The organism is Micromonospora sp. NBRC 110009 (assembly GCF_030518795.1).
In the GTDB taxonomy this organism is placed as follows: Bacteria; Actinomycetota; Actinomycetes; order Mycobacteriales; family Micromonosporaceae; genus Micromonospora.
In genome coordinates this window covers 5,100,552-5,123,331 of sequence record NZ_CP130427.1, presented here as the reverse complement: position 1 = coordinate 5,123,331, position 22,780 = coordinate 5,100,552, and the positions used below count along the sequence as shown (strand labels likewise).

At 72.3% G+C, this 22,780-nt stretch carries 23 protein-coding genes; 11 read left to right on the top strand and 12 right to left on the bottom strand.

The annotated features are described in order from the left end of the window. Positions 1-44: 44 nt before the first annotated feature. Positions 45-1,562, bottom strand: a complete 1,518-nt coding sequence (gene dop / locus Q2K19_RS24345; protein WP_368046112.1) for a depupylase/deamidase Dop — start codon at positions 1,560-1,562, stop codon at positions 45-47. Between the two features lie 178 nt (positions 1,563-1,740). After that, positions 1,741-3,522: a proteasome ATPase gene (gene arc, locus Q2K19_RS24340; RefSeq protein WP_302764024.1), complete on the bottom strand. Its 1,782-nt coding sequence runs from the start codon at positions 3,520-3,522 to the stop codon at positions 1,741-1,743. Between the two features lie 177 nt (positions 3,523-3,699). Here arc and Q2K19_RS24335 point away from each other — a divergent pair, with 177 nt between their 5' ends. Beyond that, the gene (locus Q2K19_RS24335; protein ID WP_302764023.1) at positions 3,700-3,993 is read left to right on the top strand and encodes a ferredoxin; all 294 of its coding nucleotides are present in this window, start codon (positions 3,700-3,702) and stop codon (positions 3,991-3,993) included. 59 nt (positions 3,994-4,052) lie between these two features. On the opposite strand, the gene Q2K19_RS24330 is transcribed toward Q2K19_RS24335, so the two are convergent. The 3 genes from Q2K19_RS24330 to Q2K19_RS24320 all read right to left on the bottom strand — a co-directional run bounded on the left by Q2K19_RS24330 (position 4,053) and on the right by Q2K19_RS24320 (position 6,898). Beyond that, complete coding sequence (locus Q2K19_RS24330; RefSeq protein WP_302764022.1) at positions 4,053-4,625, bottom strand: hypothetical protein; 573 nt, start codon at positions 4,623-4,625, stop codon at positions 4,053-4,055. 207 nt (positions 4,626-4,832) lie between these two features. Then, complete coding sequence (locus Q2K19_RS24325; RefSeq protein ID WP_302764021.1) at positions 4,833-5,810, bottom strand: tRNA (adenine-N1)-methyltransferase; 978 nt, start codon at positions 5,808-5,810, stop codon at positions 4,833-4,835. Beyond that, positions 5,807-6,898 (bottom strand): M50 family metallopeptidase, encoded by a 1,092-nt coding sequence (locus Q2K19_RS24320; RefSeq protein WP_446839789.1) that lies wholly within the window; start codon positions 6,896-6,898, stop codon positions 5,807-5,809. The genes Q2K19_RS24325 and Q2K19_RS24320 overlap by 4 nt, the downstream gene beginning before the upstream one ends. A 132-nt stretch (positions 6,899-7,030) precedes the next feature. Between Q2K19_RS24320 and Q2K19_RS24315 the strand changes: the two genes are divergently transcribed. The 6 genes from Q2K19_RS24315 to Q2K19_RS24290 all read left to right on the top strand — a co-directional run bounded on the left by Q2K19_RS24315 (position 7,031) and on the right by Q2K19_RS24290 (position 14,900). After that, a complete protein-coding gene (locus Q2K19_RS24315; RefSeq protein ID WP_302764019.1) occupies positions 7,031-7,978 on the top strand; it encodes a RecB family exonuclease in 948 nt (315 codons plus the stop codon). Continuing rightward, the gene (gene tnpB / locus Q2K19_RS24310) at positions 7,975-9,396 is read left to right on the top strand and encodes an IS607 family element RNA-guided endonuclease TnpB (RefSeq protein ID WP_302764018.1); all 1,422 of its coding nucleotides are present in this window, start codon (positions 7,975-7,977) and stop codon (positions 9,394-9,396) included. Before Q2K19_RS24315 ends, tnpB begins: the two co-directional genes overlap by 4 nt. A 4-nt stretch (positions 9,397-9,400) precedes the next feature. Further along, entirely contained in the window at positions 9,401-10,618 is a 1,218-nt protein-coding gene (locus Q2K19_RS24305) for a sensor histidine kinase (RefSeq protein WP_302764017.1), read from the top strand. Further along, the gene (locus Q2K19_RS24300; RefSeq protein ID WP_302764016.1) at positions 10,615-11,301 is read left to right on the top strand and encodes a response regulator; all 687 of its coding nucleotides are present in this window, start codon (positions 10,615-10,617) and stop codon (positions 11,299-11,301) included. The genes Q2K19_RS24305 and Q2K19_RS24300 overlap by 4 nt, the downstream gene beginning before the upstream one ends. 282 nt (positions 11,302-11,583) lie before the next feature. Then, on the top strand, positions 11,584-12,351 hold the full coding sequence (locus Q2K19_RS24295) for an ABC transporter ATP-binding protein (RefSeq protein ID WP_302764014.1): 768 nt from the start codon (positions 11,584-11,586) through the stop codon (positions 12,349-12,351). Beyond that, positions 12,351-14,900: an ABC transporter permease gene (locus Q2K19_RS24290; RefSeq protein WP_302764012.1), complete on the top strand. Its 2,550-nt coding sequence runs from the start codon at positions 12,351-12,353 to the stop codon at positions 14,898-14,900. Before Q2K19_RS24295 ends, Q2K19_RS24290 begins: the two co-directional genes overlap by 1 nt. Positions 14,901-14,975: 75 nt before the next feature. Here Q2K19_RS24290 and Q2K19_RS24285 read toward each other — a convergent pair whose 3' ends face one another. From Q2K19_RS24285 to Q2K19_RS24275, 3 genes are all read right to left on the bottom strand, one after another. After that, complete coding sequence (locus Q2K19_RS24285; protein ID WP_302764011.1) at positions 14,976-15,623, bottom strand: HAD family hydrolase; 648 nt, start codon at positions 15,621-15,623, stop codon at positions 14,976-14,978. 114 nt (positions 15,624-15,737) lie between these two features. Then, on the bottom strand, positions 15,738-16,487 hold the full coding sequence (locus Q2K19_RS24280; protein ID WP_302764009.1) for a neutral zinc metallopeptidase: 750 nt from the start codon (positions 16,485-16,487) through the stop codon (positions 15,738-15,740). A gap of 97 nt (positions 16,488-16,584) precedes the next feature. Beyond that, positions 16,585-16,797 (bottom strand): hypothetical protein, encoded by a 213-nt coding sequence (locus tag Q2K19_RS24275; RefSeq protein WP_302764008.1) that lies wholly within the window; start codon positions 16,795-16,797, stop codon positions 16,585-16,587. 47 nt (positions 16,798-16,844) lie between these two features. On the opposite strand from Q2K19_RS24275, the gene Q2K19_RS24270 reads away from it, so the two are divergent. Both Q2K19_RS24270 and Q2K19_RS24265 read left to right on the top strand, forming a co-directional pair. After that, positions 16,845-17,660, top strand: coding sequence for a class I SAM-dependent methyltransferase (locus Q2K19_RS24270; RefSeq protein WP_302764006.1), 816 nt, complete (start codon positions 16,845-16,847; stop codon positions 17,658-17,660). 117 nt (positions 17,661-17,777) lie between these two features. Then, positions 17,778-18,170: a nuclear transport factor 2 family protein gene (locus tag Q2K19_RS24265; protein ID WP_302764005.1), complete on the top strand. Its 393-nt coding sequence runs from the start codon at positions 17,778-17,780 to the stop codon at positions 18,168-18,170. A 24-nt stretch (positions 18,171-18,194) separates the two neighbouring features. Here Q2K19_RS24265 and Q2K19_RS24260 read toward each other — a convergent pair whose 3' ends face one another. After that, positions 18,195-18,374, bottom strand: coding sequence for a hypothetical protein (locus Q2K19_RS24260; RefSeq protein ID WP_302764004.1), 180 nt, complete (start codon positions 18,372-18,374; stop codon positions 18,195-18,197). A 225-nt stretch (positions 18,375-18,599) separates the two neighbouring features. Between Q2K19_RS24260 and Q2K19_RS24255 the strand changes: the two genes are divergently transcribed. Further along, positions 18,600-19,259 (top strand): HNH endonuclease family protein, encoded by a 660-nt coding sequence (locus tag Q2K19_RS24255; protein ID WP_302764003.1) that lies wholly within the window; start codon positions 18,600-18,602, stop codon positions 19,257-19,259. 162 nt (positions 19,260-19,421) lie between these two features. Here Q2K19_RS24255 and Q2K19_RS24250 read toward each other — a convergent pair whose 3' ends face one another. From Q2K19_RS24250 to Q2K19_RS24240, 3 genes are all read right to left on the bottom strand, one after another. Further along, complete coding sequence (locus Q2K19_RS24250) at positions 19,422-19,679, bottom strand: hypothetical protein (protein ID WP_302764001.1); 258 nt, start codon at positions 19,677-19,679, stop codon at positions 19,422-19,424. Between the two features lie 90 nt (positions 19,680-19,769). Next, positions 19,770-21,101: a low temperature requirement protein A gene (locus Q2K19_RS24245; protein ID WP_302764000.1), complete on the bottom strand. Its 1,332-nt coding sequence runs from the start codon at positions 21,099-21,101 to the stop codon at positions 19,770-19,772. A gap of 236 nt (positions 21,102-21,337) precedes the next feature. Next, positions 21,338-21,856, bottom strand: coding sequence for a DUF3592 domain-containing protein (locus Q2K19_RS24240; RefSeq protein WP_302763998.1), 519 nt, complete (start codon positions 21,854-21,856; stop codon positions 21,338-21,340). Positions 21,857-22,137: 281 nt separating this feature from the next. Between Q2K19_RS24240 and Q2K19_RS24235 the strand changes: the two genes are divergently transcribed. Beyond that, positions 22,138-22,773 (top strand): hypothetical protein, encoded by a 636-nt coding sequence (locus Q2K19_RS24235; protein WP_302763996.1) that lies wholly within the window; start codon positions 22,138-22,140, stop codon positions 22,771-22,773. The last annotated feature ends 7 nt before the right edge of the window (positions 22,774-22,780 follow it).

The following is a 22,780-nucleotide window of genomic DNA, read 5'->3' as shown; positions in this document are numbered from 1 at the left end:
GCGCCGGGTTCCGGCACGGGACGGGCTTTCCGGTACGCGGCGGCTCAGCCGCCGGTCAGCATCTCCAGCAGGTCCTTGGCGCTCTCACAGCGGTCGAACAGCTCCCCGACGTGCTTGCGGGTGCCCCGTTCGGGTTCCATCATCGGCACCCGGACCAGCGACTCCCGGCCCACGTCGAAAATGACCGAGTCCCAGCTCGCGGCGACCACCTCGGAGGCGTATTGGGCCAGGCAGCGGCCACGGAAGTAGGCCCGCGTGTCCGCCGGCGGCTCGGTCATCGCGGTGCGGGTCTGCTCGTCGCTGAGCAGGGTCTTCATCGAGCCGCGCTGCACCAGCCGGTGGTAGAGGCCCTTCTCCGGCCGCACGTCGGAGTACTGCAGGTCGACCAGCTGGAGCTTGTGCGAACCCCAGCCGAGCTTCTCCCGCTCCCGGTAGCCCTCCAGCAGCCGCAGCTTGGCCACCCAGTCCAGCTCGTCGGCGCAGAGGAAGGCGTCGCGGCTGAGCCGGTCGAGGACACTCTCCCAGCGGTCGAGGACGTCCGCGGTCTGCGGGTCGACGTCGTCGCCGTACCGATCGTCCACGAAGGACCGGACCCGCTCGAGGTAGGCCCACTGCACGTCCAGGGCGGTCAGCTTGCGGCCGTCGCGCAGCCGCATGAGGTGCTTGAGCGCCGGGTCGTGGCTGACCGCGCGCAGCTCGCTGACCGGGTCGGCGATGCCGAGGTCGGGGCTAAGCGCCTTCTCCTCGATCATGGTGAGGATCAGCGCGGTGGTGCCGACCTTGAGGTACGTGGAGATCTCGGACAGGTTGGCGTCGCCGATGATGACGTGCAGCCGGCGGTACTTGTCGGCGTCCGCGTGCGGCTCGTCGCGGGTGTTGATGATCGGCCGCTTGAGAGTGGTCTCCAGTCCCACCTCGACCTCGAAGAAGTCGGCCCGCTGGGAGATCTGGAAGCCGCTCTGGCCGCCGTCCTGGCCGATGCCGACCCGGCCGGCGCCGCAGACCACCTGCCGGGTGACGAAGAACGGCGTCAGGTACGCCACGATGTCGGCGAACGGGGTCTGCCGCCGCATCAGGTAGTTCTCGTGGGAACCGTAGCTGGCGCCCTTGTTGTCGGTGTTGTTCTTGTACAGGTGGATCGGGTGGGTGCCCGGGATGGTGGCGGCGCGCCGGGCCGCCTCGGCCATCACCCGCTCCCCCGCCTTGTCCCAGCGCACCACGTCGAGGGGGTTGGTCACCTCGGGGGTGGAGTATTCCGGGTGGGCGTGGTCGACGTAGAGCCGGGCGCCGTTGGTCAGTATGACGTTGGCCAGTCCGAGGTCCTCGTCGGCGAGCGCCTCGGCCGGGTCGTACGCGGCGCCGGAGTAGGTGAAGCCGCGCGCGTCGCGCAGCGGTGATTCCTCTTCGTAGTCCCAGCGGGCCCGGCCGCCGCGGTTGAGTTCCGGCCGCGCCCCGTAGGCGTTGACCACCTGGGAGGAGGTGACCATCGGGTTGGCCCCGGCCTGGCCGGGCACGGAGATGCCGTACTCGACCTCGGTGCCCATGATCCGTCTAACGCTCATCGACCTGCCCGCTCCGCTCGCCGTCCCGGTCCCCCCGTCACGTCGAGCGTAGTCGTCGTCACGCGGGAAAGGTGGCGTGGCGGCCCGGGGCGTGCGGTGTGGCGGATGACGGCGGACCGGGGCGTGGACGCGCGGAGGCCCGCGGCGCACCGCCGCGGGCCTCCGTCGTGCCGTGGGACTACAGGTACTGGCCGGTGTTGCTGGCGGTCTCTATCGACCGGCCGGCCTCGGCGCCCTTGCCGCCGGAGACGAGCGTGCGGATGTAGACGATCCGCTCGCCCTTCTTGCCGGAGATGCGGGCCCAGTCGTCGGGGTTGGTGGTGTTGGGCAGGTCCTCGTTCTCGCGGAACTCGTCGACGCAGGCGTCGAGGAGGTGCTGCAGGCGCAGGCCCTTGCGTCCGGAGGTGAGGAACTCCTTGATGGCCATCTTCTTGCCCCGGTCGACGATGTTCTGGATCATCGCCCCGGAGTTGAAGTCCTTGAAGTAGAGGACTTCCTTGTCGCCGTTGGCGTAGGTGACCTCGAGGAAGCGGTTCTCCTCGGTCTCCGAGTACATCCGCAGGACGACCGCGTCGATCATCGCCGCCACGGTGGCCTGCGGGTCGCCGCCGTGCTCGGTCAGGTCGTCGCCATGCAGCGGCAGGCCGGCGAGGATGTACTTGGAGAAGATGTCCTTGGCCGCCTCGGCGTCCGGCCGCTCGATCTTGATCTTCACGTCGAGCCGGCCGGGGCGCAGGATCGCCGGGTCGATCATGTCTTCCCGGTTGGAGGCGCCGATGACGATGACGTTCTCCAGGCCCTCGACACCGTCGATCTCGCTGAGCAGCTGGGGGACGATGGTGTTCTCCACGTCGGAGGAGACGCCGGAGCCGCGGGTGCGGAAGACGGAGTCCATCTCGTCGAAGAACACGATGACCGGGGTGCCCTCGCCGGCCTTCTCCCGGGCGCGCTGGAAGATCAGCCGGATGTGCCGCTCGGTCTCACCGACGTACTTGTTGAGCAGCTCGGGACCCTTGATGTTGAGGAAGAAGCTGGTGTGCTTCTCCTCGCCGCGGCGCTCGGCGATCTTCTTGGCCAGCGAGTTCGCCACCGCCTTGGCGATCAGCGTCTTGCCGCAGCCGGGCGGGCCGTAGAGCAGGATGCCCTTGGGCGGCCGCAGCTGGTGCTCGCGGAACAGGTCGGCGTGCAGGAAGGGCAGCTCCACGGCGTCGCGGATCTGCTCGATCTGCGCCTGGAGGCCGCCGATGTCCTCGTAGTCGACGTCGGGCACCTCCTCCAGGACCAGCTCCTCGACCTCGCTCTTCGGGATCCGCTCGTACGCGTACGCCGAGCGGGGCTCGATCATGAGCGAGTCGCCGGCCCTTATCGGCGTGCCGATCAGGGTCTCGGCGAGGTGCACGATGCGCTCCTCGTCGGAGTGGGATACGACCAGCGCCCGGTCGCCGGTGGCGCCGCCGGGCCCGGCCAGCACCTCCTTGAGCATGACGACCTCGCCGACCCGCTCGTAGCCGAGCGCGTCGACGATGTTGAGCGCGTCGTTGAGCAGGACCTCCTGGCCGCGACGCAGCTCGTCGACCTCGAGCGAGGGCGACACGGCGACGCGGAGCTTGCGCCCGCCGGTGAAGACGTCCACCGTGCCGTCGTCGTGCTTCGCCAGGAACACGCCGTAGCCACTCGGTGGCTGGGCGAGGCGGTCGATCTCCTCCTTGAGCGTCACGATCTGCGCGCGAGCCTCCTTGAGGGTGCTCACGAGCCGTTCGTTGTTCTCGGTCAGCCGCGCCAACTGGGCCTGGGTGGCCGCCAGCCGCTCCTCGAGCTGCCGGACGTGTCGGGGGCTTTCGGTCAACTTGCGCCGCACCAGGGCGAGTTCCTCTTGAAGGAACGCGACCTGCGTGGAGAGATCGTGGGCCTCCTTCTCCCACCGTGCGGCGCGCGAGTCCGCGTCGTCGCTGCGTGCCACGTCCCACCTCCCCGGGGGGCTTGAACGTTCTGAGCTAACACTAGCCGCTATGAGCCCGATTCGGTCCCACGCAACGCGCTCGTCACCGAAGCTTGATCGCCAAGGGCTGGTCGGCGGGCGGGTACGGGCGTTCGGGTACCGTCGGGGGGTGGGACGGGAGAACATGGGGGGTGCTTCGTGACCGACGTCACGACGGACCAGCTTCAGGTCTGGGTGGACCAGGACCTCTGCACCGGTGACGGGCTGTGCGTGCAGTACGCGCCCGAGGTCTTCGAGTTCGACGTCGACGGCCTGGCGTACGTCAAGGGACCCGACGGCGAGCTGCGGCAGGCCACGGGCGCCCGGGTGGACGTGCCGGAGCACCTGCGCCTCGAGGTGATCGACTCGGCGAAGGAGTGCCCGGGCGAGTGCATCCACGTGGTGCGCGGCAGCGACGGCGTCGAGGTGGCGGGGCCGGACGCCGAGGACTGACCCACCGACGGATCGACAACGCGGGCCGGGGACGGGAACGTCCCCGGCCGCCCGCGTCTTCAGAGCATGGGACGACCGACCACCGAAGCGACGAGTCGGGCGAACTCCTCCAGCCGGGCGATCTGCCCGGCGCCGCCGTCGTCGAGGGTCTTGCCGAAGCGCAGCGCGTCGTGCCGGGGCGTGCCGGCCATCTCGTCGCCGGGCGGCGCCTCGTCGAGGGAGCTGAGCAGCAGGTAGACGTCGATGCTGTCGACCCGGACCTCCCCGGTGTCGGAGCGGGTGAGCCGCCGCCGGCAGCCGACCTCGGTGACCGTGGAGACCGGCACCACCCGCAGTGACGAGGTCATCGACCCAGGCGGCCCCTCCCCCGGCGGGACGTCCTCGCCGTGCCAGAGCACCAGCCGGCTGCCGTCGCAGACGACGACCTCCTGCCACACCCCGTTGACCTCGTTGACGAAGCGTTCCAGGGTGAAGCCGAGCACGGAGGCGCCGCGCAGCACGCCGCCGAGGGCGTCCAGGGCGATGTCCGGGTCGCGCAGGTACGCCCGGGCCGCCGACTCCAGGTCGGCGTAGGGCGACCAGTCGGGGAAGACCGCGGGCAGGTCGCCGTTGCCGTAGCCGGGGCTGCTCACGCCACCGCCTCCCGCCGGTCGGTGACGGCGTGCGGCCCCTCCGCGCCGAGCCCGATGGTTCGCTCGCTCACGCCACCGCCTCCCGGTGTCCGTCGGGCCGCCCGTCGCGCGCCCCGGTCCGCTCGCTCATGCCACCGGCTCCACTCCTCCGGTGCCGTCCCGCCGGGACACATGATCCACCCGCTCATCCCCGTCCGTGCCGTGGGGTCACGGCTGGTCCAGCTCCTGCTCCGCCTCGGCGGCCGCCTGCCGGGCCGCTTCGGCCTCGCGCAGCGCCTGCCGGCGCTGGACGTACGCCTCGGCGCCCTTGCTGGGCTTGCGCCGCCGGGGCGGCGCGGTGACCCCGGGGGCCAGCTTGCGGGCGGAGACCAGGAACGCGGTGTGCGCGATCATCCGGTGGTCGGGGCGGACGGCGAGGCCCTCGGCGTGCCAGTCGCGCACCAGCGACTCCCAGGCGCGCGGCTCGGTCCAGCCGCCGCGCTCGCGCAGCGCCTCGACCAGCTCGGACAGCTGCGGGGTGGTGGCCACGTAGCCGATGAAGACACCGCCGGGGACGAGCGCCCGCTCGACCATGTCGAGGGTCTCCCAGGGGGTCAGCATGTCCAGGATGATCCGGTCGAAGCCGGTCTCCTGGCACTCGGCGACGTCGCCGACGTGCAGCCGCCAGGCCGGGTGCGGGCCGTTGAAGAACGCCTCGACGTTGCGCTTGGCGATCTGGGCGAAGTCCTCGCGCAGCTCCCAGGAGTGCAGTTCGCCCTCGGTGCCGACGGCGCGCAGCAGGGAGCAGGAGAGCGCCCCGGAGCCGGCGCCGGCCTCGAGGACCTTCGCACCGGGGAAGATGTCGCCCATGGCGACGATCTGCGCCGAGTCCTTCGGGTAGATCACCTGGGCGCCGCGGGGCATGGAGAGCACGTAGTCCGACAGCAGCGGCCGCAGGGCCAGGAAGGCGGTGCCGCCGCCGGCGGTGGTGACCACGCTGCCGTCGGGCAGGCCGATCAGCGTGTCGTGCTTGAGGATCCCCCGGTGGGTGTGGAACTCCTTGCCGGGCTCCAGCGTCACGGTGTGCATCCGCCCCTTGGGGTCGGTCAGCTGCACCCGGTCCCCGGGGCGGAACGGCCCCCGGTGGACGGGCGGCAGCGCCGGGACGGCGGGGTCGGCCGGGACGGTGGAGGAATGTGCGGTCACGTGTTCGTCTTCCGTTTGGGTTCGAGGAGCTGAGCCAGATCCGCTATGTGCAGAACGCCGACCACATCTTCGCCTGCCGTCACGACGTACTGCGCGCCCGGGTGGGTGCGCACGGTCTCCATCACCTGCTCGCCGTCCGCGCCGACCGGGAGCGCGGGCAGGCTGGCCAGGTCGCGGGAGACCGCGTCCACCGCGAGCCACGGCCGCCGTTCCGGGGGTACGGCCTGGGCCCGGGCCGGATCGACCAGGGCGACCGGCCGGCCGGCGGCATCGGCGACGGCGAGCGCGGCGCCGGGGACGGCGCCCTCGGCGCCACGGCGCTGCGCCTCGGCGAGCGGGGTGCCGCTGGGCACGGGGAGCACCGGGCGGGCCAGCCGGGCGAGGTCGACCAGCGGGAGGCGGCGGCTGATCCGGGCCATCCGGATGGACTGCCCGGCGCCCCGCCACAGGGTGACGCCGACGAGCAGCACCAGCGGCAGGGCCAGCGGCGCGACGGCCCGGCGCAGGGTGAGCCAGCCGACCAGGGCCAGGGTGGCCAGGGCGACGGCCCGGCCGATCCAGCCGGCCACCTCGGTGCCCCGGTGCCGGTCCCGGGTGAGCGCCCAGACCGCGGCGCGCAGCGCCCGGCCGCCGTCGAGCGGCAGCCCGGGCAGGCTGTTGAACACGGCGACCACGACGTTGCTCACCGCGACCTGGAAGGCGAGCTGGTGGGCGAGGGTGCCGGCGGGCAGGGCCAGGGTGGCGGCCACGCCGGCGGCGCCGAGCACCGCGGAAACCGCCGGGCCGGCGAGGGAGACCAGCAGGTCGACGCGGGGACTGGGGGCGTCCCGGTCCATCTCGGTGTAGCCGCCGAGCAGCTCCAGGGTGATCCCGCGCACACCGATTCCGTATCGGCGGGCGGTCAGCGCGTGCCCCAGCTCGTGCAGCAGCACCGAGCCGAGCAGGGAGATCACGAAGCCCAGCCCGACCAGGTAGCCGCCGAGGTGGCCGAGGTCGAGCTGGCGGCGGGCGAGGGCCGCGTACAGGACGGTGACCACCACGGTGAGCAGCAGCATCGACGCGTCGACCCGCAGCGGCACGCCGCACACCCGACCGACGCTCAGCCCGGGCCGGCGGCGCGGTCGGCTCCTCTGCTCCACCGGGTCGATGCTACGCCGCGCGGATCATGCCCCGGTGCGGCGACGGCCGCCCTGTCACACCGGTGCCCTAACCTTCCGGACATGACGGCGGAACCGGTGATCGACATGCAGGATCCCCCGGCCTGCGACGACTCCAACGCGGCTGGCGGCCACGATTCGGCCTCCGCGCCGCCCGGGGTGCGGGCGTCGCTGTCGCCGTCGCGGGCGGCGGACTTCAAGACCTGCCCACTGCTCTACCGGTTCCGCAGCATCGACCGGCTGCCCGAGCGGCCCACCGTCGAGCAGGTCCGGGGCACCCTGGTGCACGCGGTGCTGGAGCGGCTGTTCGACCTGCCGGCGGCGGCGCGCACCCCGCAGTCGGCCGGCGACCTGGTGGCCCCGCAGTGGGACCGGCTGGTCACCGAGCAGCCGGAGCTGTCGACCCTGTTCGCCGAGGGCGACGCGGCGGCGGTGGCCGAGTTCCTGCGCTCGGCGGCGGGCCTGCTGGAGGGCTACTTCGCGGTGGAGGACCCGCGCCGGCTGGAGCCGGCCGAGCGGGAGGCGTTGATCTCCGCGGTGGTCGATGACGAGCTGCTGATCCGGGGCTACCTGGACCGGCTCGACGTGGCGCCCGACGGCGCGCTGCGGGTGGTCGACTACAAGACCGGCGGGGCGCCGCGGGAGGCGTTCGAGGCGCGAGCGCTGTTCCAGCTCAAGTTCTACGCGCTGGTGCTGTGGCGGACCCGGGGCGTGGTGCCTCGGGTGCTGCGGCTGCTCTACCTCAAGGACGCCGAGGTGTGCGACTACGCCCCGGACGCCGACGAGCTGGTCCGGTTCGAGCGCACGGTGGTGGCGCTGTGGCGGGCGATCGAGCAGGCCACCGCGCGGCAGGACTTCCGTCCCCGGCCGAGCCGGCTCTGCGACTGGTGCAGCCACCAGGCGCTCTGCCCGAGCTTCGGCGGCACTCCGCCGCCGTTCCCGTCGGCCGGCGCCGGTGACCCGCTGACCGACGCCCGGTCCCGGCCGGTGGCCCCCGGCGCGGACGAGTGATCATCCTCCGCCAGGCGGAGGTCGGGCTTCCGGTGAAGGTGATCCAGGCGTATCAGTTCGCTCTGGACCTGTCCCCGGGGCAGGAGCGCGCCGTGCTGGCGCATGCTGGAGCGGCGCGGGTCGCGCACAACTGGGCGTTGGCCAGGGTGAAGGCGGTCATGGATCAGCGGGCCGCCGAGCGCTCCTACGGCATCCCGGATCACGAGCTCACCCCGGCTGTGTCGTGGTCGCTGCCCGCGTTGCGTAAGGCGTGGAACGCGGCCAAGAACGAGGTCGCGCCGTGGTGGCGGGGGTGTTCCAAGGAGGCGTTCAACACCGGTCTGGATGCCCTGGCTCGCGCGCTGAAGAACTGGTCCGACTCCCGGTCGGGTAAGCGGGGCGGGCGGGCGGTCGGGTTTCCCCGGTTCAAGTCACGGCGCCGGTCGACGCCGTCGGTGCGGTTCACCACCGGCACGATCCGCGTCGAGGCGGACCGTAAGCACGTGGTGCTGCCGCGGCTGGGCCGGTTGAAGCTGCACGAGTCCGCCCGCAAACTCGCCCGCCGTCTGGAGGCGGGCACGGCCCGGATCATGTCCGCCACCGTGCGCCGCGATGGTGGGCGCTGGCATGTCGCGTTCACCGTTGAGGTCGACCGGGCCGCGCACACACCGGTCCACCCTGACTCCGTGATCGGGGTGGACGTCGGGATCAAGAACCTCGCGGTCCTGTCCACCGGCGAACTCGTGCCCAACCCGCGTCACCTGACCGACGCGCAACGCCGACTGCGCAGCCTGGGTCGGCGGCTGTCCCGCAAGGTCGGCCCGGACCGCCGCACCGGGCGCCGTCCGTCGAACCAGTGGCAGCACGCCCAACACCAGCTCGCCCGGGCATACGCCCGGGTCGCTCGGCTACGCCGCGACGGCCTGCACAAGCTCACCACCCGACTTACGCGCGAGCACGGCACGGTCGTGGTGGAAGACCTCAACGTGGCCGGGATGCTCGCCAACCGACGCCTCGCGCGGCATATCGCCGACGCCGGGTTCGCCGAACTGCGTCGGCAACTGACATACAAAACGCAATGGAACGGTGGGCGGCTCATGGTGGCCGACCGCTGGTATCCATCCTCGAAGACCTGCTCGGGCTGCGGCGCGGTGAAAACCAAGCTGGCCCTGTCCGAGCGCGAGTACGAATGCGACACATGCGGCCTGACCCTCGACCGGGACCTGAACGCCGCACGCAACCTCGCCGCCCTCGCGGCAGACACAACGACCGCCGGGAGTGGCTCGGTGGCAGGACGTGGAGCCGACCGTAAGACCCGCCCCAGCGGGCTGGTGGCTGCGAAGCGTCAACCCGGCCCCGAACCCGCGGTAAGACCGGGACCGTCCCACCGCAAGGCAGGACTACTGATCGTGTGCTCACCAGAGCGCACTGAGAGGTAACGGCATGACCAACCGGCTGCGGGAGTGGACGAGCCGTCGGCCGCTGGCCGCCGACGCGTGCCTCGCGGTCGCCCTGGTGGCGGTCAGCGCGGCGTTCCTGCTGCTGATGCCCAGGGAGCTGCGCCCCGAGCAGCTGTGGGCCGCGGTGGGCTGGAGCGTGCTGGGCGCCGCGCCGGTGGCGCTGCGCCGGGTCGCGCCGTGGCCGGCGGTCGGGGCGGCGGTGGCCACCCTCGCCCTGCCGGTGCTTCTCCGGCAGGCGCCGGCCACCCAGGGGCTGACCTTCATCGTGCTCACCTACACGATGGCGGCGCAGCAGCGGCTGCGCCCGGCCGCCCTGGCCACGCTGCTGCTGTGGCTGCCGGTGGTGCTGGCCAACCTGGTCACCCCGCTGGACGGGGTGCTCCACATGGGGCCGGCGTACCTGGTGCTGAACAATCTGCTCACCGCCGGCGTGGCGTACGCGGTGGGCCGGGCGGTGCAGGCCCGCCGGCAGTCGACGCGGATGCTGCGCGAGCGGGCCCGGATCGCCGAGGCCACCCAGCGGTCCCTCGCCGAGCAGGCCGTCGCGGACGAGCGCCGCCGCATCGCCCGGGAGCTGCACGACGTGGTGGCCCACCAGGTGAGCGTGATGGGGGTGCTGGCGACCGGGGCGCGGCGGGTGCTGCGCCGGGACCCGGACGCCGCCGAGACGGCGATGACCACCATCGAGGAGACCGGCCGGGCCACCCTGCGAGAGCTGCGCCGGCTGCTGGACGTGCTGCGCACCGACGCCGAGGCGGCCGCCGAGCTCGCCCCGCAGCCGGGGCTGACCGGCATCGAGACCCTCGTCGAGCAGGTCCGGGAGGCCGGGCTGCCGGTGACGCTGCGGGTGGACGGCGCGCCCGCGCCGCTGGCGGAGGGCGTGGCGCTGGCCGTCTACCGGGTCATCCAGGAGGCCCTGACCAACGCGATCAAGCACGCCGGGCGGGCCACCGCGCTGGTCCGGCTCACCTGGACCGACGGCTTTCTGGCGGTGGAGGTGACCGACACCGGGCGCGGTCCCGACCCGGGTGGCGACCGGATCGGACACGGGCTGGTCGGCATGCGGGAGCGGGTCGCCCTCTACGGTGGGGTCCTGCGGACCGGTCCGCGGCCCGGCGGCGGCTTCCGGGTGTACGCGCGGATCCCGCTCGAGTCCGTCGGGGCGGTTCCGGCGGGTGCGGCGACAGGGGACCAGGGATGACCGACAGCACCGCGAGGGCCCGGCCGGTACGGGTCCTGCTCGCCGACGACCAGCCGCTGCTGCGGACCGGCTTCCGGATGGTGCTCGGCACCGAGGACGACCTGGACATCGTGGCCGAGGCCGGGGACGGCCTGGAGGCGGTGGAGCTGTCCCGCCGACTGCTGCCGGACGTGGTGCTGATGGACATCCGGATGCCGCGGATGGACGGGGTGGCCGCGACCCGGGCGATCGTGGACGCCCGGCTGCCGGTGCGGGTGCTCATCCTCACCACCTTCGACCTCGACGAGTACGTCGTGGGCGCGCTGCGGGCCGGGGCGAGCGGCTTCCTGGCCAAGGACGTGCCGGCCGAGGACCTGGTCACCGCGATCCGCACGGTGGCCGCCGGGGAGGCGGTGGTGGCGCCGCGGATCCTGCGCCGGCTGCTGGACCGCTTCGCCGACGCACTGCCCGACCCCGCGGCGACCCCGCCGAAGGCCCTGGACGCGCTGACCGACCGGGAGCGGGAGGTGCTCGTGCAGGTGGCACGCGGGCTGTCCAACGCCGAGATCGCCCGGGCGCTGTCGGTCAGCGAGACCACCATCAAGACCCACGTCGGGCACGTGCTGACCAAGCTGGGGCTGCGGGACCGGGTGCAGGCCGTGGTGCTGGCGTACGAGACGGGGCTGGTGCGGCCCGGCGGCTGAGCGGCCGGCGGGGTGGCGACCGTCACCTACCGTGACCATCGGCGGCGCGGCGGGGTTGACCACGACGTGACGTGAGGTCCTAGCGTCGGCGGGGCCGTGCCGGACGGCGTCCGGTCAGGGACGACCCTGAGTCGATCTCGGGGGCGTCCCCCAGCGGGATTTCCGGCGACGGATACGCCCGGGGACGGACGGATTCCCGTGCCCCGGCACCGAGGATGGAACGGTCGCACCGGTCAGCGGGGGCGGTGCGGATTCGACAGGCAGACGGAAGAGGTAGATGACGTGACCGCGACGGTGGGGCGGCAGGCACAGGCCGCGGCCCGGGCCAGCGACGTGTGGAAGGTGTACGGCAGCGGCGAGGCGCAGGTCGTCGCGCTACGGGGGGTGAGCGCCGAGTTCGAGCGGGGCCGGTTCACCGCGATCATGGGCCCGTCCGGCTCGGGCAAGTCGACGCTGATGCACTGCCTGGCCGGGCTAGACTCGGTCACCCGGGGCACCGTCATGATCGGCGACACCACAGTGACCGGGCTCGGCGACTCCGGGTTGACGAAGCTGCGCCGGGACAAGGTGGGCTTCATCTTCCAGCAGTTCAACCTGCTGCCCACGCTCACCGCCCAGGAGAACATCCTGCTGCCGCTGTCGATCGCCGGCCGCAAGCCGGACCCGGCCTGGTACGACACGGTGATCGACACGGTCGGCCTGCGGGACCGGCTGAAGCACCGGCCGGCCCAGCTCTCCGGCGGCCAGCAGCAGCGGGTCGCCTGCGCGCGGGCCCTGGTCGCCCGCCCCGAGGTGATCTTCGCGGACGAGCCGACCGGCAACCTGGACTCCCGCTCCGGCGCCGAGGTGCTCAACTTCCTGCGCAACTCGGTCCGTGAGCACGGCCAGACCATCGTGATGGTCACCCACGACCCGACCGCGGCCGCGTACGCCGACCGGGTGGTCTTCCTCGCCGACGGGCAGATCGTCTCCGAGCTGATCGAGCCGACCGCCGACACGGTGCTGGACACGATGAAGAAGCTGGACGCCCCGACCGAGGTGGCGAACTGATGCTCCGGGCCACTCTGAAGAGCCTGCTCGCCCGGAAGGTGCGCCTCCTGCTGTCCGGTCTGGCGGTGGTGCTGGGCGTCATGTTCGTCTCCGGCGCGTTCGTGCTCACCGACACCCTCGGCCGCTCCTTCGACGCGGTCTTCGCCGACGGGCTCTCCGACGTCGACGTCAACGTCGCGGCGAAGCCGAAGGTCGCGCTCGGCGAGGCGGAGGGCGAGCAGGTCGCCGCCCCGGTGCCCGCCTCGGTCGTGGACCAGGTGAAGGCGGTGTCCGGTGTGGCAACGGCCAAGGGCGTGGTCAACGCCGACGGCGCCCGGCTGATCGGCAGCAACGGCAAGGTGGTGACCTCCTTCGGTCCGCCGCAGCTGGGCGAGAACTGGCTCGGCGAGAGCGACCTGATGAAGCTGCGCGAGGGGCGCGCGCCGCAGGCCGACGACGAGATCGTGGTGAACGTCGCCCTCGCCGACGCGGCGAAGGTCCAGGTCGGTGACCGCGTGGGCGTGCTGACCCTGGCCCCGAAGAAGGAGTTCACGCTGGTCGGCGTCTTCGGCTACAGCGGGGGCCGCGACTCGATCGGCGGCGTCAACGAGGTCGCCTTCACCACCCCGGTCGCCCAGCAGTTGATGCTCGGCAAACCGGACGTCTACACCAGCGTGACCGCGCAGGCCGCCGACGGGACCACTCCGGAGGCGCTGCGCGACGCGGTGGCCGGGGTCCTCGGTGGGGACTACGAGGTCAAGACCGGCAAGCAGGTCGCCGCCGACGCGTCGGCCAGCCTGAAGGAGGGCCTGTCCTTCTTCAACAAGATCCTGCTCGGCTTCGCCGCGGTGGCGCTGCTGGTCGGCACCTTCCTGATCCTCAACACCTTCTCGATCATCGTCGCCCAGCGGACCCGCGAACTGGCCCTGATGCGGGCGATCGGGGCCAGCGGTCGGCAGGTCATCGGCTCGGTGGTGGTGGAGGCCGTCGCGGTCGGCCTGATCGCCTCGGTGCTGGGGCTCGCCGCGGGCATCGGCGTCGGCGCGCTGCTGGCGTACCTGTTCGGGAAGCTGGCCGGCGGGCTGACCCTGGCCGGGCTCGGCGTGCCACCCGCGGCTATCATCGGCGCCTTCGCGGTGGGTCTGCTGATCACGGTGGTGGCGGCGCTGCTGCCGGCACTGCGGGCCTCGCGGATCCCGCCGATCGCCGCGATGCAGGACGTCGCCACCCCGGACCGGCCGCTGACCAAGGTGACCGTCGGCGGGGCCGTGGTCACCGGGATCGGGGCGGTCCTGCTCTTCCTCGGGCTCGACGGCCACGCCGGTGGCCAGACCCTGGCCACCATTCTCGGCGGCGTGCTCTTCGCGTTCATCGGCGTGGCACTGCTGACCCCGTTGATCAGCCGGCCGGTGGTCTCCCTGCTGGGGGCGATCTTCGCCTGGTCGGTGCCGGGCAAGCTGGGCCGGCTCAACTCCGGACGCAACCCCCGCCGCACGGCGATCACCGCCGCCGCCCTGATGGTCGGTATCGCCCTGGTCACCGGGGTGACGGTGATCCTCGATTCGGCCAAGGGCAGCATCAGCGCCTTGGCGCAGGACACCATCAAGGCCGAGCTGGTGATTTCCGGCGCGCAGAGCGGCCCGCGGCCGCCGAGCTTCGACCCGGCGGTGCTGGACAAGACCGCCGCGCTCCCCGGCGTGCAGCTGGTCGACGGCGAGTACGGCGACATGGCGGTGGTGAACGGCACCCGCACCTGGGTGGCCGCGTCCAGCAACATCGCGGCGCTGCAGCGGATCTTCGGGGCGAAGCCCACCGCCGGTGACATCAGCCGGCTGGGGCCGGACCAGATGCTGCTCAGCTCGGACACCGCCAAGTCCCGGAAGGTGTCGGTCGGCTCCGCCATGACCGTGCAGCTGTCCCGCGGCGACGCCCGCAGCTACACGGTCAGCGGCATCTACGAGAGCTCCCAGCTGACCAACCCGGTGGTGCTGCCCCCGCAGGCGGCCAGCGACTTCGCCATTCCGCAGCCGATCCAGGGCTTCGTGCAGCTCGCCCCGGGCGCCCGGGTCGCCGACGTGCAGCCGCAGGTCGAACGACTGCTCGCGGACAGCCCCGAGGTGTCGGTGGCGGACCGGGACGCGTTCATCAAGCAGCAGACCAGCCAGCTGGACGGGCTGCTCACGATGATCCAGATCCTGCTCGCGCTGGCCATCGTGATCGCGGTGCTGGGCATCATCAACACCCTGGCCCTGTCGGTGCTGGAGCGGACCCGTGAGCTGGGCCTGCTGCGGGCCATCGGGCTGCGCCGGGCGCAGACCATGCGCATGATCACGGTGGAGGCGGTGGTGATCTCGATCTTCGGGGCGCTGCTCGGGGTGGCCGTCGGCACGGGTCTCGGCGCCGCCGTGGTCCGGGCGCTCAAGGACGAGGGCATCACCGACCTGGTCCTGCCCTGGGGCCAGATGGGGACCTTCCTCATCCTGGCCGCGATCGTCGGCGTCGTCGCCGCGGTGCTGCCCGCGATCCGCGCCGCGCGGATCAACGTGCTGGGCGCCATCGCGCACGACTGAGCAGAACGGAGGGCCCCTTGGCAACGCCGGGCGTTGCCAAGGGGCCCTCCTACTGCGGTGACGGGGGCAGGAGACTCAGGCCGGCGGTTCGCCGAGCAGCGCCGCGAGCAGCTCCAGGTCCGCCGCGGTCAGGCTCTCCAGCTGGTGCACGCCGTCCGTCGGCGGCAGCGGCACCTCGGCCGGCACCGCCAGCACGGCGGCCCCGGCGGCCAGCGCGCTCGCCACCCCGGTCGACGAGTCCTCGATCGCCACGCAGCGGGCGATCGGCACGTCGAGCAGCCGGGCGGCGGTCAGGTACGGCTCCGGGTGCGGCTTCGTCGCGTCCACCTCGTCGCCGCAGACCACCGCGTCGAAGCTGTCCCGCCCGAGGGTGTCCAGGGCGACCTCGACCAGCGGCCGGACGCTGGAGGTGACCAGGGCGGTGGGGATGCCGGCCGCGCGGACCGCCCGCAGCAGCGCCAGCGCGCCCGGCCGCCAGCGCAGCCCCGTGCGGAACAGCTCCAGGATCCGCGCGTTGATCCAGTCGGCGCTGACCTGCGGATCCCGCTCCGGCTGGCCCAGGTCGTCGTGCAGGATCCGCATCGAGGCGGCCATGCTGGTGCCGACCATCGCCTTGCGGGCGGTGTCGGAGAGGGTGCCGCCGTAGACCGCCGCGAGCTCCTGCAACGCGACGTCCCACAGCTTCTCGCTGTCGACCAGGGTGCCGTCCATGTCGAAGAGCACGGCGGCGGGGTGTCTGCTGCTCAGCGGGGGCCTCCTCGGGTGGGCGTACCCACCGATCCTCTCAGCCGGACCCCCGCCCGGGCCGGCCGTCCCGGCCGACAGTGACCTGCGGCATCAGCCGAGGTCGCAGGCGGCCAGCGACTTCTCGTAGCCCCGGAAGAACGAGTCGCTGCGCTGCTCGGCGGTGCCGTGCGAGCCCTCGGCGAACCACGGCTGGTTCGGGTCGTCACCGACCGCGAGCAGCCCCTCCCGGAACTCGTCCAGGTCGCCCTCGTCAAGGGTGAGCACCCCGGACCGGACGTTGTCGCCGATGTACGCCCCGGCCATGCAGTCGGCCTGCAACTCCTGCTGGATGGTGAAGTTGTAGCGGATGCCGAGGCGGACCTGCACGCCGTGGGCGTACTCGTGGCCGAGCAGGTAGAACAGGAACGCGTCGCCGACCTGCCGGAACGCCGCCACCGACCAGTTCACGTCGTACGCGATGAAGTCCCCGGCCGAGCAGTAGACGGCGTTGTTGCGCGGCAGCCCCTCCCCGCCGCAGGACACCTCCCCCGCCCGGGTGTACGGCACCACCCGTCGGATCGGGTCGAACCGCTTGCCGGAGGCCCGGAACTGATCGGTCCAGTAGCGCTCTGCGATGCCGACGGCGTCGTTGAAGTCCTGCTTGAACTCGGCGACGCTGGTGGTCCCGTCGGCCCGGGTGGTCTGCGCGCCCGGGGAGGCCGGCTGCCCGGTCCGCTGCGGGCGGGGCTGCTGCGGCTCACCCTGATCGAGCCCGCCGCCCATGCACCCGGCCGCCACCACCAGGGCCACCAGGAGTCCGGCGAGCGGTCCCGGTCGCCGACGTCCCGCCTGCTCCCCCACGGTTGCCTCCCCGGCTTCAGTGCCTGTGCCGTGCGCAGTACCCCGGCCGTGCCCGGATGATGCCCACCGATGATCACGTGGGACGGGCGGTGACAGTTCAGCCGGAGTAGCCCTGGCCGTCCCGGTTCCAGCCGTCGCCGTACTCGTGCTCCCGCTCGGCCGCCCGCCGGTGCCACTCCGCCCGCGCGGCGCCGGTCGCTTCCCGGTCCTCGTCCGCGGCGGCGCGCCGCCGGTCCCGCCACCCGACGTATCCGACGACCGCCGCCAGGAGCAGGACCACCGTCGCCAGGACCACCACCACCGTCGTCATGGCCGCCACGGTAGGACCGGCCCGCCACGCCGGTTACGCTGCCCGCCATGATCGGCACCGACTTCGACGCGCACGAGCGGTCCCGCTGGGCGGGACGGGCCGAGGCGTACCAGCGCAGCTTCGGCCGGCTCTGCGCGTACCCGACGGAGGCGCTGCTGGATGCGGCGGAGGTGCGCGCGGCATCGCGGGTGGTGGACGTGGGCACCGGACCGGGCACGGTCGCGGCGGCGGCGCTGACGCGCGGCGCCGCCGTGGTCGCGGTCGACGCCGAGCCGAGCATGCTCGACGCGGCTCGCGCCACGGCCCGGGGCGCGGCGCTCGCCCGGGCGGTCCTGCCGCGCCTGCCGTTCCAGGCCGGCGGATTCGACGCGGCGGTGGCCAACTTCGTGCTCAACCACGTCGGCGATCCGGCGGCCGGGGTGGCCGAGCTGCGCCGGGTGGTCCGTCCCGGCGGCCGGGTGGCGGTGACCGTCTGGCCCAGCCCGCACCCGCCGCTGCAACGGCTCTGGGGCAGGGCGGTCGCCGCCGCGGGCGTGCCGACGCCGGACGACCTGCCGCGGCTGGCGCCGGAGCGGGACTTCCCGCGCACCGAGGCCGGCCTGGCCGGGCTGCTCGCCGCCCCCGGTCTGACGGACGTCCGGTGCACGACGCTGACCTGGGTGCACCACGCCGACCCGGTGGACTGGTGGGCCGGCCCGGCAGCCGGCATCGGCAGCGTGGGCCTGGTGGTGCAGCGGCAGCCCGCCGACGTGCGGGAGCGAATCCGGCGGGAGTACGAGCGGCTCAGCGCCGCCTACCGGGACGCCGACGGGACGCTCCGGCTGCCCACCGCCGCGCTGCTCGGCTCCGCCCGGGTCGGCTGACCCGGCCCTGGGCTGGTGTCCGGGCCCGCGCGGCCCGGCTGGGTTGACGTTCCGCCGGTCCAGCCCCGCCGGTGCCCGTAGCGTCGATCCCACCGGTCCACCGCGGAGGGGGGCGGGATGGACGAGCAGGCCGTCCGGGCCGCGCTGCGGCACCATCTCGACCACAGCGGCACCGACGAGGACATGGCGCACGAGATCTACCACGCCGACGCGACCCTCGAATTCCCGCAGTCGGGCGAACGGTTCGAGGGAGTGCACACGTTCCGCGAGTGGCGGCGGCGGTATCCGGCCCGGGTCAGCTACGAGGTGGGCCGGGTCCGCGGCAGCGGCGCAGTCTGGGTGGCGGAACTGCTGGTCCGGTACGACGGCGGGGAGCCGAAATTCGGGGTGGACGTCCTCGAGTTCCGCGACGGCAAGGTGGCCCGCGAGACCATCTACGTGGCCGACGGCTGGCCCGCACCGGACTGGCGCGCCCCGTGGCGTGCCGCCCCGCCACCGCCCAGCGGCTGACCGGTCAGCGGATCACGCGCCCGGTCAGTCCAGGCCGCGCAGGATGTGCGGCTCGCCGTCGTCGTCGCCGAAGCAGCGGTGCAGCACCTGGGCCCGGGCCCACAGCTCCAGACTGCTCGGCGGCTCGACGGGACGCGCGACGGCCGGCTCGCGTACGGCCATGGCCGGTTCCGGCGGTACCTGCGCAGCGGTGTCGTCGACCATCCCGCACCTCCCCTCGTACCCATGCTGGCCTGATGTCCCTCAGGCCAGCATCCTCCAGTCTGCGCCCATCCGCCTGGGAACGGTTAAAGCCGCAGTTAACACGACAGCTGCCACGGCGAGAAAGGTACGGCGACGGCTCAACTGCCGTTCACAGAAATTGATCTAGACCGTTACTTCCATGCTGGTCTATATAGGTGCCATCAACTCCCCTTCGGACGGAGCACCATGACCCGCACCCTCCGCGCGACGGCCATCAGCCTCGCCGCCATCCTGGCCGCCACCCTCGGCCTCACCCAACCCGCCTGGGCCGCCAGCTACTCCGCCTCCCTCACCACCGCCGTCGCCGGCCTCCCGGTCGCCACCGAGGTCCGCACCGGCTACAGCCGGGACCTGTTCCCCCACTGGATCGACGCCGACGGCGACGGCTGCAACACCCGCAACGAGGTACTCCTCGCCGAGGCGGTCTCCGCGCCCACCGTCAGTGGCAGCTGCACCCTCTCCGGCGGCCGCTGGTACTCCTACTACGACAACGCCTACTGGACCCTCACCGGCGACCTCGACATCGACCACATGGTCCCGCTCGCCGAGGCCTGGGACTCCGGCGCCCGCAACTGGACCACCAGCCGCCGCCAGGCGTACGCCAACGACCTCGGCGACCACCGGTCCCTGGCCGCCGTCACCGACAACGTCAACCAGGCCAAGGGCGACCAGGACCCGGCCACCTGGTTGCCGCCCTACGCCTCCGCCCGCTGCCGCTACATCGGCGAATGGGTCGCGGTGAAGGTCCGCTGGCGGCTCAGCGTCGACAGCGCCGAGAAGAGCACCCTGACCAGTTGGGCCAACAACTGCCCCAGCACCACCATCTCGGTCACCTACGCGTACTGATCCCGCCGAGGACGTCCGGCCGGCCCGCCACCTCGCAGGCCGGCCGGACATGCCGCCGCCCCGGGAACCGGGGCGCGGCGTCCTTCCCGGACGGTCGGGCACCCGTCCGGGCACACCGGACCCGGCCGCCGGCCCGGGCGCCGAGGCCGGGTCCGCCGCCCGTCACGCGGTCCAGCCGAGCCAGGCGCCACCGGCCGAGACGGCCGCCAGCCAGATCAGTACCGCCGACACCGGCACCAGTGGCACCAGCACCGGCCGCCGGCGCAACAGCCGGATCGCCACCGCCAGGAGCGCCACCCAGACCAGCAGGAGCGCGACGACGGCCCAGGCCGGCGCGACCAGTCCGCTCGCGGCGTACCAGAACCCCACCGCGAGGTGTACGGCCAGGCCGAGCCAGCCGACGGCGCGTGTCATCTGCACCCGTCCATGGTGGGCCCCGATCCTGCTTCCCGACACCCGGCAAGGCGGCATCCCCGCCGTCGCCCCGGCTGGTCCTGACCGGCCCGGTCCTCAGCCGGGTTTCTCGTCCGGGCTCCCTTCGTGCCAGCGGGCTCGCCATCCGGCCTCGTGCTTTTCGTAGGTGTTCCGCTCCTCGTAGACGGCGGTCAGCAGCGCTCGGCGGGCGTCGGCCATCGCCACCAACTCGACCACGACCAGGCCGATGCAGATCGCCGTCAGCAGGGCGAGGGCCACCAGCGCGGGCAGATGCATGGCAAGCGGAATGGCGGCCGCGAGCACGAGCACCGTGCCGACCCGCGTCCAGGAGAGGGTGCCCAGGGTCCGCAGTTGGAACAGCATGTCGCCGAAGAGGTAACAGATGACGCCGCCGTAGAGCATCGGTGCCGCCGGACCATGCGGGGGTTCTCCGAGGCTGATGGAACGGTCCGCCACCTGGCGGACGATCTCCTCGGCGCCCAGCGCGAAGAGGATGATCCCGGCGATCATCACCAGCTGACAGTAGGCGTAGGCGTCCCGAGCCATGGCCACCCGGGAACGACCCTGCGCGGTGTGCTGCGCGATCCGGGCGGCCGGAGCGATCACGTCGAAGTGTGCCCACCACAGGGCGCCGGTGAAGAAGATGCCGAGCACCGCAGCGGCGATCGCCGGCCAGGTGACCGGCTGACCGAGGAGGTTGCCGCCGACGCCGACGGAGATGATCGACTCGCCCAGGGCGATGATGAGGATCAAGTCGTACCGTTCCGTCCAGTGCTCGGCGGAGGTCACGACCCAGCCCCAGGCGCCGGCGACCAGACCGCTGCTGTACTGGAGCACGACGACGGCCAGCCAGAGCCCGTCTCGAAGGATCAGGGCCCGGTCCATGTCGGAGATCAGCGGCGGGATCAGCGCGGCGCTCAGCAGCAGCATGGTGCTGATCACCAGCTCCGGGGAGTACTTCAGCAGCAGCCGGCGCTCGCCCGGCCGCTCCTGCGCGACGTGCCAGTACAGCAGCAGGTGCACACCCCGGATCAGGAGATAGCTGACCGCGACGACCACCGGCCCGGTGGTGGTCCGCCTCGGGTCACCGAACGCCTGCGGCAGGGACAGCGCGAAGCAGAAGAGTGCGGCCATCGCGACGATCATCAACGCCGGGACGAAGCCCACGCCGAGCCGGACCCGCGTCGCCACCACGGTGTGCACCACCCAGACCCACCAGAGCACGGCCAGCACCAGCAACCCGTGCAGCAGGTTGGCGTTGGTGATGCTCACGGCGGTGGCCCGGGTGATGATGAAGAACGAGAAGACGAAGACGAGGTCGAAGAAGACCTCGAACCGCTCCACGCGGGCCCCGGGGGCGATGGTGACGGCCGGCCCTAACCGCTCATGCCACCGCTTGCCCGCCACCGATCGAGTGTCGCAGCGCACAAGCGCGTCCGGGCGCGGTTCACGTCAGCCCCCGAGGGCGACTGCTCTGGTGCGGAAGCTCCGAGTCCCCCTGACCACTCAGGCGGCCCGAGGGCTTCGTCGTATGTCGCGCCGCCAGCGGGCTGCCACCGACGCGCTGGCGGCCGGCCGCGGGTGCTTACGAGTGGGGTGGACGGCAGGCTGTGCGGTGGTCGAAGGGCTCCCGAACTCTTGATTCAGTTCTTCTTCCGCCAGCGTCGGCTCGGCTTGCCTTGCGTCCTGACCCTGGTATGCCCGATCTGTTGTCGGCGCCGATCTCGTTGTTGCCGCTGCCAGTCGCGTTGTCGGCGGTCGCGTCGTCGCTGGTCGAGGCGGGTGAAGCCGGCGAGCACCATCGATCCGAACAGGACTAGGCCCGCCGCCCCGATCACCCCTTGGACCCGGCCTCGATGCCCGCTCAGCGTCCCGAACTCGGTCACGAAATCACCCGGGTCATCGGGGCTGACCCAGATCCGCACCGGAGTGCCGGCCGGAAGGCAGGCCTCCCAACAACCGACCTCCGCCCGACGCTCGACCCGAGCCCACTCGTAGCGCAGGTGCATCGTGTCGCTGTTGCGGCGCTTGTGCACGAGCTCGTCGACGACGCCCTGGACCGGCACGCCCTCCGCCCGCAGTCGATCCTCCCAGGCATCGTTGTCATTCCAGGTCTTGTAGGGCAGCCACATCATGCCCAGCCCGACCAGGATGCAGAGCACGTGGACGGGGTAACGCGGCCGCCACCCGCTCCGCAAGATCCCCACGGTGGCCATGGTGGCAGCCGACGTCCACCTGTCCAGCGGCAGACTCCAGTGGTGCGTTACCGGTTGGCCTCCCGTGATGGGCGACACGACCTGGACCTAGTCCTCCCTCGGGTCGCGGGCCAGCATCAGAGGAACCGATTCGAGATTCAGCGGGAACGTCCCTGCGTCGAGGTGGATGTGGGCCCCAGCATGAAAGCTGCTCGGATTCTGTGCCGCCGGCTGAGAGACTGCGATCCATGGGGAACTCGGCTGTCTACCGGATACACACCGGTGATGACCTTGGCGTCGCGTACGCGATGGCCCAGCGTCTGCTGGCCCACAGGTCGATCGGCTGCCGCTGTCCCCAGGACGCCCTCGGCCGAGCAGAGACCAATACCCATGATCTGGGTCGGTACCTGGGCATCGGTCCCGCGTACGTCTCCTTATCCATCCCGGCGCGCTTGCTCGGTCAGCTGAGAGACGTTCTGGAACCACATCTACCGCCGGACGACCGACCGAGTCAGCACCGTGACGGCAGCGGGTACCTCATCACGGACATGACGACCGAGGTCGTGGCAGCGCTCCGTCAACTGCCACCGATCGGCGCTATGGTCTCCACACCCGAATACCCGCTGCCGAGCACCTCGGCTGACGCCGTCCTCGCCGCGGCGGGCACGAACCCCGCATGGATCTCGTGGCAGACGTGCTGGCCAAGCGAGCACAACCGCTGCGGGTTCGAACTCGCCATCAACGGCGCCGAACTGTGGCACGCTCCAGCACCCGCCGGCCACAGCGTCTACGTACACGTCCACCCCGCACAACCGGAACTTGCGCACGCCCTTGCCGCAGCCGTGGGCGGCCAGGTCATGGGCGCGCCGGCACTGGGCTGGTGATGAAGAA

Bases quoted from the DNA above. Each gene is read 5' to 3' on its own strand.
- Q2K19_RS24260 (WP_302764004.1), bottom strand. From the start codon at position 18,374: ATGGTCGACGACACCGCTGCGCAGGTACCGCCGGAACCGGCCATGGCC.
- Q2K19_RS24305 (WP_302764017.1), top strand. From the start codon at position 9,401: ATGACCAACCGGCTGCGGGAGTGGACGAGCCGTCGGCCGCTGGCCGCC.
- Q2K19_RS24270 (WP_302764006.1), top strand. From the start codon at position 16,845: ATGATCGGCACCGACTTCGACGCGCACGAGCGGTCCCGCTGGGCGGGA.
- Q2K19_RS24300 (WP_302764016.1), top strand. From the start codon at position 10,615: ATGACCGACAGCACCGCGAGGGCCCGGCCGGTACGGGTCCTGCTCGCC.
- Q2K19_RS24235 (WP_302763996.1), top strand. From the start codon at position 22,138: ATGGGGAACTCGGCTGTCTACCGGATACACACCGGTGATGACCTTGGC.
- Q2K19_RS24315 (WP_302764019.1), top strand. From the start codon at position 7,031: ATGACGGCGGAACCGGTGATCGACATGCAGGATCCCCCGGCCTGCGAC.
- Q2K19_RS24290 (WP_302764012.1), top strand. From the start codon at position 12,351: ATGCTCCGGGCCACTCTGAAGAGCCTGCTCGCCCGGAAGGTGCGCCTC.
- Q2K19_RS24265 (WP_302764005.1), top strand. From the start codon at position 17,778: ATGGACGAGCAGGCCGTCCGGGCCGCGCTGCGGCACCATCTCGACCAC.
- Q2K19_RS24275 (WP_302764008.1), bottom strand. From the start codon at position 16,797: ATGACGACGGTGGTGGTGGTCCTGGCGACGGTGGTCCTGCTCCTGGCG.
- dop (WP_368046112.1), bottom strand. From the start codon at position 1,562: ATGAGCGTTAGACGGATCATGGGCACCGAGGTCGAGTACGGCATCTCC.
- Q2K19_RS24255 (WP_302764003.1), top strand. From the start codon at position 18,600: ATGACCCGCACCCTCCGCGCGACGGCCATCAGCCTCGCCGCCATCCTG.